The organism is Prevotella melaninogenica ATCC 25845, assembly GCF_000144405.1.
Classification (GTDB): Bacteria; Bacteroidota; Bacteroidia; order Bacteroidales; family Bacteroidaceae; genus Prevotella; species Prevotella melaninogenica.
This window is the reverse complement of record NC_014371.1, coordinates 204,856-217,936: the sequence shown is the minus strand read 5'-3', so window position 1 is coordinate 217,936 and position 13,081 is coordinate 204,856. Positions and strand designations below refer to the sequence as shown.

At 45.1% G+C, this 13,081-nt stretch carries 12 protein-coding genes; 8 read left to right on the top strand and 4 right to left on the bottom strand.

Annotated features, from left to right (window positions below; genetic code table 11):
• Nucleotides 1-72: 72 nt before the first annotated feature.
• From HMPREF0659_RS07960 to HMPREF0659_RS07925, 8 genes are all read left to right on the top strand, one after another.
• Nucleotides 73-1,203: an ABC transporter substrate-binding protein gene (locus HMPREF0659_RS07960; protein WP_044046173.1), complete on the top strand. Its 1,131-nt coding sequence runs from the start codon at nucleotides 73-75 to the stop codon at nucleotides 1,201-1,203.
• 21 nt (nucleotides 1,204-1,224) lie between these two features.
• Nucleotides 1,225-2,235, top strand: coding sequence for an iron ABC transporter permease (locus tag HMPREF0659_RS07955; RefSeq protein WP_013265502.1), 1,011 nt, complete (start codon nucleotides 1,225-1,227; stop codon nucleotides 2,233-2,235).
• 706 nt (nucleotides 2,236-2,941) lie between these two features.
• A complete protein-coding gene (locus HMPREF0659_RS07950) occupies nucleotides 2,942-5,083 on the top strand; it encodes a M3 family metallopeptidase (protein WP_044046172.1) in 2,142 nt (713 codons plus the stop codon).
• 139 nt (nucleotides 5,084-5,222) lie between these two features.
• Nucleotides 5,223-5,873 (top strand): murein L,D-transpeptidase catalytic domain-containing protein, encoded by a 651-nt coding sequence (locus HMPREF0659_RS07945; RefSeq protein ID WP_013265176.1) that lies wholly within the window; start codon nucleotides 5,223-5,225, stop codon nucleotides 5,871-5,873.
• Nucleotides 5,874-5,896: 23 nt separating this feature from the next.
• Nucleotides 5,897-6,427, top strand: a complete 531-nt coding sequence (locus HMPREF0659_RS07940; RefSeq protein ID WP_044046036.1) for a 50S ribosomal protein L19 — start codon at nucleotides 5,897-5,899, stop codon at nucleotides 6,425-6,427.
• Between the two features lie 42 nt (nucleotides 6,428-6,469).
• Nucleotides 6,470-9,202 carry a Tex family protein gene (locus HMPREF0659_RS07935; RefSeq protein ID WP_013265214.1) on the top strand — a complete coding sequence of 911 codons (2,733 nt, stop codon included), beginning with the start codon at nucleotides 6,470-6,472 and terminating at the stop codon, nucleotides 9,200-9,202.
• 6 nt (nucleotides 9,203-9,208) lie between these two features.
• The gene (locus HMPREF0659_RS07930) at nucleotides 9,209-9,706 is read left to right on the top strand and encodes an STM3941 family protein (protein ID WP_013265814.1); all 498 of its coding nucleotides are present in this window, start codon (nucleotides 9,209-9,211) and stop codon (nucleotides 9,704-9,706) included.
• A 64-nt stretch (nucleotides 9,707-9,770) separates the two neighbouring features.
• Nucleotides 9,771-10,205 carry a hypothetical protein gene (locus HMPREF0659_RS07925; protein WP_044046035.1) on the top strand — a complete coding sequence of 145 codons (435 nt, stop codon included), beginning with the start codon at nucleotides 9,771-9,773 and terminating at the stop codon, nucleotides 10,203-10,205.
• 50 nt (nucleotides 10,206-10,255) lie between these two features.
• Here HMPREF0659_RS07925 and HMPREF0659_RS07920 read toward each other — a convergent pair whose 3' ends face one another.
• From HMPREF0659_RS07920 to infC, 4 genes are all read right to left on the bottom strand, one after another.
• Nucleotides 10,256-11,035 (bottom strand): hypothetical protein, encoded by a 780-nt coding sequence (locus HMPREF0659_RS07920; RefSeq protein ID WP_013265905.1) that lies wholly within the window; start codon nucleotides 11,033-11,035, stop codon nucleotides 10,256-10,258.
• A 305-nt stretch (nucleotides 11,036-11,340) separates the two neighbouring features.
• Complete coding sequence (gene rplT / locus HMPREF0659_RS07915; protein WP_004383393.1) at nucleotides 11,341-11,685, bottom strand: 50S ribosomal protein L20; 345 nt, start codon at nucleotides 11,683-11,685, stop codon at nucleotides 11,341-11,343.
• Between the two features lie 35 nt (nucleotides 11,686-11,720).
• Nucleotides 11,721-11,918 carry a 50S ribosomal protein L35 gene (gene rpmI, locus HMPREF0659_RS07910; protein ID WP_009436018.1) on the bottom strand — a complete coding sequence of 66 codons (198 nt, stop codon included), beginning with the start codon at nucleotides 11,916-11,918 and terminating at the stop codon, nucleotides 11,721-11,723.
• A gap of 113 nt (nucleotides 11,919-12,031) precedes the next feature.
• Complete coding sequence (gene infC / locus HMPREF0659_RS07905) at nucleotides 12,032-12,712, bottom strand: translation initiation factor IF-3 (protein WP_009436028.1); 681 nt, start codon at nucleotides 12,710-12,712, stop codon at nucleotides 12,032-12,034.
• Nucleotides 12,713-13,081: the final 369 nt, after the last annotated feature.

Here is a 13,081-nt window from a genome sequence, read left to right as displayed (position 1 = left end):
AGTATAAAAAATATTCTTATCAAGCAAAAGAATCTTTCTTTTTTTGTATTTTTGCATGATAAATCTTTGTTTATGCGGCAATTATTAGTATTTACCCTCTCCGTTTTATTGTTTTTATCGTGTGGTAATCATCAAAAGCAAGTGGCTGATAAAAGCGAGAAAGAAGAGAAAGGAGACAAAACAGAACTACAGTATGCTCGAAATATTACAATCGAACGTACGAAAGATTATGTGGTTGTACGTTTGTTGAATCCTTGGAAAGCGGGAACCGTTCTACATACTTACTACCTTGTTGAACGCGGAAAGGATGTAAACGTTCCTGACGACGGAACAAAAGTGGTCATTCCCCTTCGCAAGAGTGTTATCTTCACGACAGCCCATGCAAACCTTGTTGAGATGCTTCATGCACAGAAAGCGATTGCAGGTGTTGCTGATTTGAAGTATATGATTATCCCAGATATTCAGAAACGCGCAAGAAAAAGGGGTGGCATTGTAGACTGTGGTGATGCAATGAAGCCTGATGTAGAGCGAATTATAGATCTAAACGCAGATGCAATACTACTTTCTCCCTTTGAAAACAATGGTGGTTATGGTCGTTTAGAACAGATAGGAGTACCCATCATTGAATGTGCCGACTACATGGAACGTTCTGCTTTAGGGCGTGCTGAATGGATGAAGTTTTATGGTATTCTCTTTGGGCGGGAGCATGAAGCCGACTCTTTATTTGCTGTTGTTAAACAAAACTATAAGTCTTTAAGCCAAAAGGCAAGTCAAAGTAAGGTTACTCGTAGTGTCTTACCTGACAGAAAAGTGGGTGCTGTGTGGTATCTACCGGGTGGCGAGAGCAGTGTGGGTTTACTATATAAAGATGCACATGGACGCTATGCTTATTCAAATGATAAGCATAGTGGAAGTCTTGCAATGCCTTTTGAAACGATCTTGGATAAGTTCGCACAAAGTGATTTTTGGATATTAAGTTATAATAGTAATTTCAATCGCCGAGTTTTATTGGCAGAATATCAAGGTTACGCAAAGCTAAAACCTTATCAAACAAAGGAAATATATGGCTGTAAGATAGATAGTAAACCCTACTTTGAGGAGGTCAGTTGGCGTCCCGATTGGTTGCTCTCAGACTTGATTCAACTTTTCCATCCCGACTTGAAGATTGCCCCACTGCGTTACTATCAGAAGTTAGAAGATTGATAGAACCGAAACGATAAGATAATGAAACGGAATATTCTTCTTTTTATATGCTTAGCAACAAGTATCCTACTTCTATTTGGACTGAACCTTACAACTGGTTCTGTTCAGATACCCTTTGCTGATATATTAGATATTCTGTGTGGTCGTTTCATAGGAAAAGAAAGCTGGGAATATATTATTTTAGAGAACCGACTCCCTCAAACACTCACTGCCATACTTTGTGGAGCATCGTTGTCAGTTTGTGGTTTAATGCTTCAAACAGCCTTTCGCAATCCTTTAGCAGGTCCAGATGTATTTGGTATCAGTTCTGGTGCAGGCTTAGGTGTTGCCTTGGTGATGCTATTATTGGGTGGAACTGTCTCTACTTCTATCTTTACTGTTTCAGGCTTTCTTGCCATTCTTACCGCAGCTTTCGTTGGAGCAATCGCTGTAACAGTACTCATCTTGTTCCTTTCCACTTTAGTGCGCAACAGTGTTTTATTACTGATAGTGGGTATCATGGTGGGATATGTTTCTTCTTCCGCTGTTTCTCTTTTGAATTTCTTTGCATCGGAAGAAGGCGTGAAAAGCTATATGGTATGGGGAATGGGTAATTTTGGAGCTGTATCAATGAATCATATCCCTCCTTTTTCTATTCTCTGTTTAATAGGTATTATAGCTTCTTTTTTATTGGTAAAGCCACTGAACATCCTACTCTTAGGACCACAATATGCAGAGAGTTTAGGGATTAGCACACGCCAGATTCGCAATATACTATTAGTAGTCGTAGGGCTGCTAACAGCCATCACAACCGCTTTTTGTGGTCCTATTTCATTTATCGGGTTAGCTATTCCACATATAGCCCGCCTCTTATTCCGTACTGAGAATCATCAGATACTTCTTCCAGGAACAGTGTTGAGCGGTGCTGTAATCGCTTTACTTTGCAACTTTATTTGTTATCTTCCTGGCGAATCAGGTATAATCCCACTTAATGCTGTCACCCCACTCATCGGTGCCCCCGTTATCATTTACGTAATTATTCAGCGTAGGTAATTGTCAACCGACATTTTTAAGATCCTAAATGCAAAAGGTAAAACTTATTAATTTCAAACTTCTGAAAGTACTTTTTTGTCTTATTTTTTCACATACTGATTTTGTAAAGACCACCAAACGGCTTACAAACAACGCCCTTTTGACTTGCAAAAGATGCCCTTTAAGCCCCTTAGTAACGCCTTTTTGAGCCCTTACAAAGTACCTTTTGGAGCCCATCTTTACAACTATTTGATAACAAAGAACTTACGCAGGCTCTTAAACAACTCGTTTTTTCACCCATCCCCCACGTTTACTTTGCATATTTTGTCAATATATTTTGAGGAGTGGTGGATGGTGAGTAGTGGGTGTTGAGTGGTGGATGTTAATGATTTCTATAAAGTTCATTGTAAATCCACACATCATCAACACCCAACATTCAATCCCTCATATCATCAACACTCAACATTCATCACCCAACACCCATCCCCCAACATTCAATCCCTCATATCATCAACACCCAACACCCATCACCCATCACCCAATACCCATCACCCATCACCCATCATTTCCCACCCCATTAATTTCATAATCTCGTTTTTTTTATGTAAGTTTGCGGTAAAATAGGTAAGGGGTGAGAGGTGTTAGGTGAGAGGTGTTGATGATTACTAAAATCTACACACCATCAACACCCATCACCCAACACCCAACACCCAACAATATTATGAACATGAAACAGAATCTTAAAAATGTTGTGCTTGCCGCAGGACTTGCCTGCACAGCACTTACAGGTCAGGCACAGAAAGCAAGACCTAAGACCACACAGACGGTCAGCAATTCGCTTATGAAACAGAGTACGCTACCTTTCAACGCCCCTGATTTCAGCCGTATCAAGGGTGAAGACTATCTCCCTGCTATCAAAGCGGCTATCGCTGAGCAGAGAGCTGAGATAAAGAAGATTACGGACAATAAACAGAAACCTACCTTCGCTAATACTATCTTGGCTTACGAGCGGAGCGGAAAGGACTTGGAACGTATCTCAAACATCTTCTATGCGCTGGTATCTGCTGACAAGACACCTGAGATTGAAAAGGCACAGGGAAGTATCGTACCACTGATGACGGAGTTTGAGAATGAAATAAAGTTCAACCAGAAGTTCTTCCAGCGCATCAAGTATGTCTATGACCATGAGTACAAGACGCTCAAGGGTGAAGACAAGAAGTTATTAGAGGTGGTTTACAAGGACTTCACTCATGCCGGTGCCTTGCTTCCAAAAGAGAAGATGGCACGTATGCAGGAAATCAACAAGGAGTTGGCAAAGCTTCAGCAGGAGTTTGGCGATATGCTTCCTAAGGCTGCCAATGAGGCTACCGTATGGGTCAGTGACGTGAAGGAATTAGCAGGACTCAGCGAGACGGATATCGCTCAGTGCAAGAAAGATGCTGAGAGCCGTGGTGGTAAGGCACCTTACTGCATCGTAATTACGAATACCACTCAGCAGCCTATCCTTGCAAGTCTTGAAAACCGTGGCTTACGTGAGCGTGTCTACAACGCTTCTATTCATCGTACAGACGGCACTGGTGCTTACAATACCTTCCCTGTCATCGTGAAGATAGCTCGCTTGCGTGCGGAGAAGGCTCAGCTGATGGGTTACAAGAACTATGCTTCTTACTCGCTATCAAAGACGATGGCAAAGAATACGGATAACGTCTATGCCTTCTTGCATCAGATGATTGAGGCTTATAAACCTAAGTCGGAGGCTCAGACAAAGGCTATAGAGGAGTATGCTCAGAAGACGGAGGGTGCTGACTTCCGCCTCCAGCCTTACGACCGCTTCTATTATTCGGCTAAGATGAAGAAGGATCAGTACAGTTTCTCAGATGATGACGTGAAGCCTTACTTCAATCTTGATTCCGTACTCGTGAACGGTATCTTCTATGCGGCTCATCGTGTCTATGGACTTAGCTTCCGCGAGCGTAAGGATATCCCTACTTATCACAAGGATATGAAGGTGTTTGACGTGATAGATGCTAACGGCAAGCAGTTGGCGCTCTTCTATTGCGATTACTTCCGCCGTCCGACAAAGCGTGGTGGTGCTTGGATGAGTGCCTTCCTCAAGCAGAGTGGTGACCGTCACCAGAAACCGCTCATCTACAACGTATGTAACTATGCCAAGGCTCCTGAAGGTCAGCCAACGCTCCTTACTTGGGATGAGACTCAGACGATGTTCCACGAATTTGGACACGCCCTGCACGGTATGCTTTCTAACTGTAAGTATAACACGTTGAGTGGTACTGCCGTATCACGTGACTTCGTGGAGATGCCTTCACAGTTTAATGAGTCGTTCGCAAGCATACCAGAGGTGTTCAATAACTATGCACGCCATTACAAGACCAACGAACCGATGCCAGATGCCCTGCGTGAGAAGATGTTGGGTTCGCTCAACTTCCTTTCAGCTTACGCATTAGGCGAGAACCTTTCAGCTACAAGCGTAGACTTGGCTTGGCATTGCCTCTCACCATCTGAGGTTCCGACAGTCGAAGAGGCTCCAGCCTTCGAGAAGAAGGTGCTGGCGGATATGGGTCTGTTGAACAATCAGATTCCTCCACGCTACTCTACTTCTTACTTCAACCACATTTGGGGTGGTGGATATGCAGCTGGTTATTACAGCTATCTGTGGAGTGAGGTATTAGCCGCAAACATTGCTGATTACTTCGAGGCTCACGGTGCACTGACACGTAAGGTGGGTGATGACTTCCGCCAGAAGATTCTCTCACGTGGTAATACACGCGACTTGATGCAGATTTTCTCTGACTTCACTGGCCTCAAAGCTCCTGATACAAAGGGATTGCTGAAGGCGAGGGGGATGTAAGAAGCCTCAACCAGCTGAACCAACCAACTGGCCCCTCCCCCTTACCCCTCCCCCGAAGGGAGGGGAGTGATTACCGTCACTTGCCTGAAAGTAAACAGTAATTTACAGATAATACTTCTCCAATTAATAGCAAACCACAATGAGCAGAACATGCTACTCCCCTCCCTTTGGGGGAGGGGGCGGGGGAGGGGCCAGTTGGGTCCGCCTCTTCTTTTTCATTCTTCTCTCTCTTCTAACCCTCAACTTTGGGGTAAAAGGCTATTGGAAGATAAAGTCCTATTCATTCCAAAGCTATTTCAAAGATGTATGGGAAATCTGTCACGAAAAGGGGTATAACGAAGACTACTGCATCCTCGTGGACTTTTCGCGCCCATCGGGTGAGGACCGAATGGCTATCATCGACCTGAAGACTTTATCCGTACTCGACACTGGTCCCTGTGCACATGGCAAAGGAAAGGGAAACAGTGCATGGAAACCTGTTTTCTCAAACAAAGAGGGGAGCAGATGCTCAAGTCTCGGAGCTTTCAAGATTGCAGAGAAAGGCTATTCCGCTACTGTCGGGTTGCGTTTTGCCCTTGATGGGTTGGATGCATCAAACAGCAATGCAAGACGAAGAAATATCCTCATTCATAGTTCTCGATACGTGGGCATTATGCACCATCTCACATCTTATCTCCCACTCTCCGATGCTTCGTGGGGATGCTTCACCACAAGCCCTGCTATGCTGAAGAAAATCGAAGCCCTTTGTGACAAGAGCAAGAAGCCTATCCTGCTTTATGCATATAAATAATCTTGACGAACAAAAAGATTATAATGGAACTGAACCTGAAAAGAACCCTGACTTGTATAATCCTGACTGTGCTCACCACTCTCAGCACACATGCGCAGACCTTATGCGTCATTGACGGCACACCCCTTCCCGACTCCCTCCTGCACGTCACCATCGACGAGATGCGGTCGGATTCGGCCAAAGAGATTGTGGCAAAAAGACTGGGACTTATTCCGCCCCAAGCGATTGAATCCATTCAGACATTCGCAGTAGAAGAGCAGATAAGGCAAGGGAAGAACATCATATTCTGTAAACCACCCAAAGATATCATCATCATGCGAACCAACTCGCTTGCAGAACTACAATGGGTAATAAACGGTAAACTAAGGAAACCACGAAAGAAGTTGACTATCATTGATTACAAACTCTCACCCCAACGTATAACGGAGGCTTTGCCAAAGGGTATTAAGCCCACGGACATAGGCTCTGTCAACATCCTTACTTATATAAACGATCCACGACAAGAAAAACATCCAACCATCGTGATTAAGACAAAAAGCCTGACTACCAAATAATATGTAAGGCTTTTATCCAAAAACATAAACCTATATCTGAAAATGAATATACAACCAACATACAACAAAAATAACGAGCCTAAAAACAATAGCGAACCCTCAGCAAATAGGGCTCTCCCACCCTTTACTTCCCTTCGGTCAGTGACCGTTGGTTCGGGGGAGCCGGAGGGGGCTTCTGGTGCTTCCTTCATCTCCCACTCGCTTTCCCTTCCCCTCCAAAGCGTATCGGCTGTTCTCACCTTACTAAACGAGGGCTGTACGATTCCCTTCATCTCGCGCTATCGTAAGGAGCGGACAGGGGGGCTTGATGAGGTTCAGATAACTGATATCAGCGAACTTTATGACCGTTTGAAGGAACTCGGAAAACGTAAGGAGACCATACTCAGAACAATCCGCGAGCAAGAGAAACTCACACCAGAATTAGAAGCAAAGATTCTCGCTTGTATGGATTCCACAGAGTTGGAAGATATCTACCTACCATATAAACCCAAACGCCGTACACGCGCGCAGATTGCACGTGAACAGGGATTGGAGCCGTTAGCGTTGGCGATAATGAGAGAAGCCCAAAAACCTACAGCCCCACCCGACCTCCCCGAAGGGGGAGGAGACAAACTTGCAAGTATTCTGCAGAAATATCAAGGAAGAGCCAAAGAATCTTTATCCTCTCGTGTGCGCATAGGCACTCCTCCCCTTTCGGGGAGGTCGGGTGGGGCTTTGGCTTTGGACATCATTGCCGAGATTGTCTCCGAGAACCAGCAGGCACGCAATACCGTCCGCACGGCTTACCAGCGTGGGGCTGTCATTACGTCGAAGGTCATCAAGAAGATGAAGGATACCGACGAGGCACAGAAGTTCGCTGATTACTTCGATTTCTCCGAACCTCTCCGACGATGCAATAGCCATCGACTTCTTGCCATGCGCCGTGGTGAGGACCAAGGCATCTTACGCGTAAGCATCACGATTGACGGTGAAGAATGTATTGCACGCCTCACCCGCCAATTCGTGCGTGGACACGGAGTTTGTCAGACCCTCGTTAGCCAAGCCGTTGAAGACTCCTTCAAACGTCTTATCAATCCGAGCATTGAAAATGAATTTGCTGCCTTGAGCAAGGGGCGTGCCGACGAAGAAGCCATCAAAGTCTTTACCGAGAACCTCCGCCAGCTTCTCCTCTCTCCCCCACTCGGTCAGAAACGTGTCCTCGCCCTCGACCCCGGTTTTGCCAACGGATGCAAGATAGCTTGCCTTGACGAACAAGGTAACCTCCTTCATCATGAGATTATCTATCCGCATCCACCACGCAATCAGGTAAGACAAGCCACGGAAGCCCTGCAAAGGATGATAAACACTTATAATATTGAGGCTATTGCCATTGGCAATGGTACGGCAAGCAGGGAGAGTAAGGAGTTTGTTGAGAACATAACGACCGAAACTACAACTGGCCCCTCCCCCTCACCCCTCCCCCATAGGGAGGGGAGTGATTACCGTCACTTGCCTAAAAGCAAACAGCAATTTACAGATAATACTTCTCCAATTAATAGCAAACCACAATCAGCAGGACATACTACTCCCCTCCCTTTGGGGGAGGGGTCGGGGGAGGGGCCAGTTAGGCCAGTTGGGCCAGTAGGGTCCGCTTCATCCTTGTTTATCTTCCTCGTCTCCGAGGACGGTGCCTCCATCTATTCCGCTTCTCCCGTGGCTCGTGAGGAGTTCCCCGACGAGGATGTGACTACACGTGGAGCCATATCTATCGGTAGACGACTGATGGACCCGCTCGCTGAACTCGTGAAGATTGACCCGAAGAGCATCGGTGTTGGACAATATCAGCACGATGTCGACCAATCAAAGCTTAAGCATTCACTCGACCAAACGGTGATGAGTTGTGTCAATCAGGTGGGTGTCAACCTCAACACGGCTTCCCTCCACTTGCTCACCTACGTCAGCGGACTCGGCCCTGCCCTTGCCCGCAACATCATTGATTACCGACGTGAGCACGGTCCTTTCACCTCACGTGCCCAGCTCAAGAAGGTGAAGCGTCTGGGTGATACTGCCTACCAGCAATGCGCAGGCTTCCTCCGTATTCCCGATGCCAAGAACCCACTCGATAACTCTGCCGTTCACCCCGAGAGCTATCACATCGTTGAGCAGATGGCGAAGGACTTGAAATGTACGATAAAGGATCTCATTGGCAATAAGAAACTCTTGGCAGAAATTGATGTCAAAAGGTACCTCACCCCCCAGCCCCCTCTCCGAAGGGAGAGGGGGAGTGAAGCCTCCCCCAACCCCTCCGAAAGGAGGGGAGGAGCCCCACCCAACCTCCCCGAAAAGGGAGGAGTGCCTATGCGCACACGAGAGGATAAGGGCGCTTTAAATCTTCCCCAACACCTCAGCAATGTATCTACAAGTTTGCCTCCCCTCCTTTCGGAGGGGTCGGGGGAGGCTACCCTCCGCGACATCCTCACCGAGCTTGAGAAGCCTGGGCGCGATCCACGTGGAGAGGTTGAAGTCTTCGAATTCGACAAGAATGTCCATACCCTCTCCGACCTCATCATAGGAATGGAACTCCCCGGTATCGTGACGAACATTACCAACTTCGGAGCCTTCGTCGACATCGGTGTTCATCAAGACGGACTCGTCCACATCTCTCAACTCTCCGACCGCTTCGTCACTGACCCCACACAAGTCATCCGCCTTCATCAGCACGTCCGCGTCCGTGTCGTCGAAGTCGATATGCGTCGCAAACGTATCGCATTGAGTATGAAGAATATCAAACAATAAAAATATATGAATCAGACAAAGAAAATCCTTGCCTACTTAGGTTGTATTGCGTTTACCGCCTTGGGCGTATGGCTCCTTACCATAGAAAACCCCACCACAACTTATCCACTATGGACAATAAGAGTTACTGGCATCCTCTCCATCATCTTCTTTGGTGGCGGCGGTTTGTTTATGGCTTATAAAAAGGTAAAACTTCTCATAAACCATAAGAAAGAAATAGAATTTACCGATAGAGGTATCTCTATCTGCGGAGCTGAGGAAATATTATGGAACGAGATTGCCGACTTCTCCCTAATACGTTTTAAAGGTAACAGGTTGATAACCATTCAGATGAAAAACCCTGAAAAGGTTATCGCAAACGAACCTTCGTGGATAAAACGCAAGACTATGGAGTATAACCTCAAGACTATCAACGCCCTTTACTCCTTCCCTGCCTATATGATGGATGGGCGAGCTGAAGAAGCACTTACGCTCTGCAAGCTGAACTTGGCAAAACATAAATAATATAACAAATAACCCTATTTAAGCCCTCCTCCCTTTGGGAGGGATTGGAGGTGAGTATTAAGCTATGCATGACATTATTGGAGGCTTTATAGGCTTAACATTGGTTCATATAGGTGCTGCACTTCGCTTCGTCTATCATCGCTTTATTATCAGAGATAATTATAGTTATCATTCCTTGATAACTGAATCACCAGTATTTGATTGCTTCAAAGAATCATACAAAGAACAATTCAAGAGATGGAAGCAGAGACAAATTCAACGTAATCAAGCATATGATATAGACCTGAATGAGGAACAACAACAAACACTCGAAATGTTTCTCAAAGAGGGTAGAAGTAAGAAAGAGATAATACAAGGTATGATTGAAACTGGCGAATTAAAGCTAATAGATGTTGACATTTACCCTCGTAATCCCGAATACTTTTCCAATCGTGTCCTTGATGGTATCATAGGTTTATGCTTCCTTATCATACTAATCCTCATTATTCATTACATTTAAATCAGGTGAATATGAGCGATAGCCTCTTATTTAAGTTTCTTTCTATACAATCATTGGGTAATCTCAATCAACGAAGCTTTATATTTTCCTTTCGGAATCCTATCTATCACCGCTTCTTTATATCCAGTAGGTAGAAGTCCACCTGGAAGCCATAACACATTCGCTCCGATTTCGTTACCCGACGGCATCCTCAACTTGAGTTTCTTTGGTTTGGGGATGTCAATTCTTACTAATACCCGATGTTTCCACGCACCTGCAGGGATTCCCAATTCATGTTCGATACGCGACAAGTCGCCATGACTTCTCATCAATACACTATCCATCTCCGATTTCATCATGATAAACTGACTATTATCAGCCTTACCGATAGAGTCGCCATGATATCGTTCTAACAATTCTTTCGAAACAATACACGATGCACCTGCCTTAAAATTCTTCAGATGTCGCCTTATATATCTTCGTTTCAAATAGGTTTCGGGTGCAGGTCGTTTACCCTTAGGAATCATCAGTATGCCCTTTCTCGACATACCCCTACGAAAGTATTTATCAATAAGACTTACAGTATCAGCACGATAAGAACCCTTAAGCTGCCCATCAACCTTCTGCCCAAAATTATCCGACAATAAAGAATCCTGCTTCGTCAGACACCTCGCAGTCTCTTTCGTTATCACATATTGCGCATGTGCCTCCTGCCCCACTCCTACAACGAGCAGCAGAATTGCCACAATGTATCTGAACAAGAGCCTCACCCCCAACCCCTCTCCAAAAGGAGAGGCAAGTAAATAGCGAGACACCCCTATGCTCAGGGACTTCTTCTTTACTTCTTTCATTTTAACCACAGAATCATCTAATTATATAGGGATAACACGCTGTTCACTCCCCCCCGTTCTAAACCGACGCTCACTGCTGGTTCGAGGAAGGCGAAAGGACTACCATAGGGATAACACGCTGTTCACTCCCCTCTCCTTTACTTCCCTTCAGTCAGTGACCGTTGGTTCGGAGAGGGGTTGGGGTGAGGCTACTCCTCCCCCTTCGGGGAGGTCGGGTGGGGCTTTCTAAAAAAAAGCTGCCACCCTTTCAGGCGACAGCTTCCATTCCGTTATAACGAGTGCCCACGTTCGTGAGCGTCATTAATTTACTTTACTTTGTCAACAATAGCCTTAAAAGCTTCCTGATTGTTAACAGCGAGGTCAGCGAGCACCTTACGGTTGATCTCGATACCAGCCTTGTGCAATGCACCCATCAACTGGCTGTAGCTCATATCATAAAGACGAGCAGCAGCGTTGATACGCTGAATCCACAATGCGCGGAAGTTACGCTTCTTGTTACGACGGTCACGATAAGCATAAGTCAAACCCTTCTCATAGGTATTCTTTGCTACCGTCCAAACATTTTTACGGGCACCATAGTAACCCTTAGTCTGCTTCAGAATTCTTGTTCTCTTTGCTTTTGAAGCAACATGATTGACTGATCTTGGCATAGTTTTCTTTCCTTTTAATTTGTTTGACTAATGAATTAACGAAGTCTGAGCAGGTCGCGTACCTGCTTCAAGTTTGTACCATCCACGAGCGTCTGGTGAACAAGATTTCTCTTCTGTTTCTTTGTCTTCTTAGTCAGAATGTGACTGTGGTAAGCGTGATGACGTTTAATCTTACCAGTACCGGTGAACGTGAATCTCTTCTTTGCGCCGGAATTTGTCTTCTGTTTTGGCATTTTTGTAAAATTTAAAATTGTTATTTATATTCATCTGTGGCAACGTATATACCAGGACGTTACGCACAGGTTGCCCATGTCGCCCCTCATAACGAGGAGACACCCAACGGGCGTTAGTCAATATTCAGTTTCTTCAATGCGTCAGCACCATTCTTAGCGTTGGCAAACAAACCGCCATCCGTCTTTGGCTCCTCGCTGACGCCCTCAGCACCTGCCTTCGCACCAGCCTCTGCCTCCTCACGGTCGCGCTTCTGCTGACTCTTCTTGGCAACACCTGCCTTCTTAGGTGCAAGATAGAGGAACATCTTCTTGCCTTCGAGTTTCGGAAGCTGCTCTACCTTTGCAAGCTCCTCAAGATCGTTGGCGAAACGAAGCAATAACACCTCGCCCTGCTCCTTAAACAGAATCGAACGACCACGGAAGAACACGTATGCGCGTACCTTATTACCTGCATTGAGGAACTCCTGCGCATGCTTGAGCTTAAACTTATAGTCGTGCTCATCCGTCTGAGGACCGAAACGAATCTCCTTCACCTCCTGCTTAACCTGCTTCTGCTTCATCTCCTTCTGATGCTTCTTCTGCTGGTAGAGGAACTTAGAATAGTCGATGATACGACAAACCGGTGGCTGTGCGTTAGGAGAAATCTCCACAAGGTCAACTCCCTCTTTCTGAGCTAATTCCAACGCTTTTCGCGTAGGCATAACCTCAGCTCCATCATCACTTACCACACGTACTTCCCGAACGCGAATCTGCTCGTTCACGCGGTACTTCATTTTCATTTTGTCATTCTTCATTCAACTATTTTAAAGTGTCTAAATTCGCTAAACGCGTGCAAAGTTACTATTTTCCAACCGATTATCCAAGCGTTTTTACTAATATTTTTCTCCTCCAACGTTGAAAAACAACATGTACTTTTCCAATTTATTATCCTTTAACAGTAAAAGTACATCAATAACTTACAGGCAGACTATTAAAAATATTCCTATCTGTATAGCTTTTAAGGAAACATACATTTAGTAAGCATATTTGTAACATAATAATGAAAAACTTCTACCTTAATGTTTAGATTATATCTTATTAATTTAATAAAGTAATCATAATTATGAATTATGAATTATGAATTCTGAATTAAAAGTATTACCTTTGCCACATATTTGATTTAT

Bases quoted from the DNA above. Each gene is read 5' to 3' on its own strand.
- HMPREF0659_RS07960 (WP_044046173.1), top strand. From the start codon at position 73: ATGCGGCAATTATTAGTATTTACCCTCTCCGTTTTATTGTTTTTATCG.
- HMPREF0659_RS07955 (WP_013265502.1), top strand. From the start codon at position 1,225: ATGAAACGGAATATTCTTCTTTTTATATGCTTAGCAACAAGTATCCTA.
- HMPREF0659_RS07950 (WP_044046172.1), top strand. From the start codon at position 2,942: ATGAAACAGAATCTTAAAAATGTTGTGCTTGCCGCAGGACTTGCCTGC.
- HMPREF0659_RS07945 (WP_013265176.1), top strand. From the start codon at position 5,223: ATGAGCAGAACATGCTACTCCCCTCCCTTTGGGGGAGGGGGCGGGGGA.
- HMPREF0659_RS07940 (WP_044046036.1), top strand. From the start codon at position 5,897: ATGGAACTGAACCTGAAAAGAACCCTGACTTGTATAATCCTGACTGTG.
- HMPREF0659_RS07935 (WP_013265214.1), top strand. From the start codon at position 6,470: ATGAATATACAACCAACATACAACAAAAATAACGAGCCTAAAAACAAT.
- HMPREF0659_RS07930 (WP_013265814.1), top strand. From the start codon at position 9,209: ATGAATCAGACAAAGAAAATCCTTGCCTACTTAGGTTGTATTGCGTTT.
- HMPREF0659_RS07925 (WP_044046035.1), top strand. From the start codon at position 9,771: ATGCATGACATTATTGGAGGCTTTATAGGCTTAACATTGGTTCATATA.
- HMPREF0659_RS07920 (WP_013265905.1), bottom strand. From the start codon at position 11,035: ATGAAAGAAGTAAAGAAGAAGTCCCTGAGCATAGGGGTGTCTCGCTAT.
- rplT (WP_004383393.1), bottom strand. From the start codon at position 11,685: ATGCCAAGATCAGTCAATCATGTTGCTTCAAAAGCAAAGAGAACAAGA.
- rpmI (WP_009436018.1), bottom strand. From the start codon at position 11,918: ATGCCAAAACAGAAGACAAATTCCGGCGCAAAGAAGAGATTCACGTTC.
- infC (WP_009436028.1), bottom strand. From the start codon at position 12,712: ATGAAGAATGACAAAATGAAAATGAAGTACCGCGTGAACGAGCAGATT.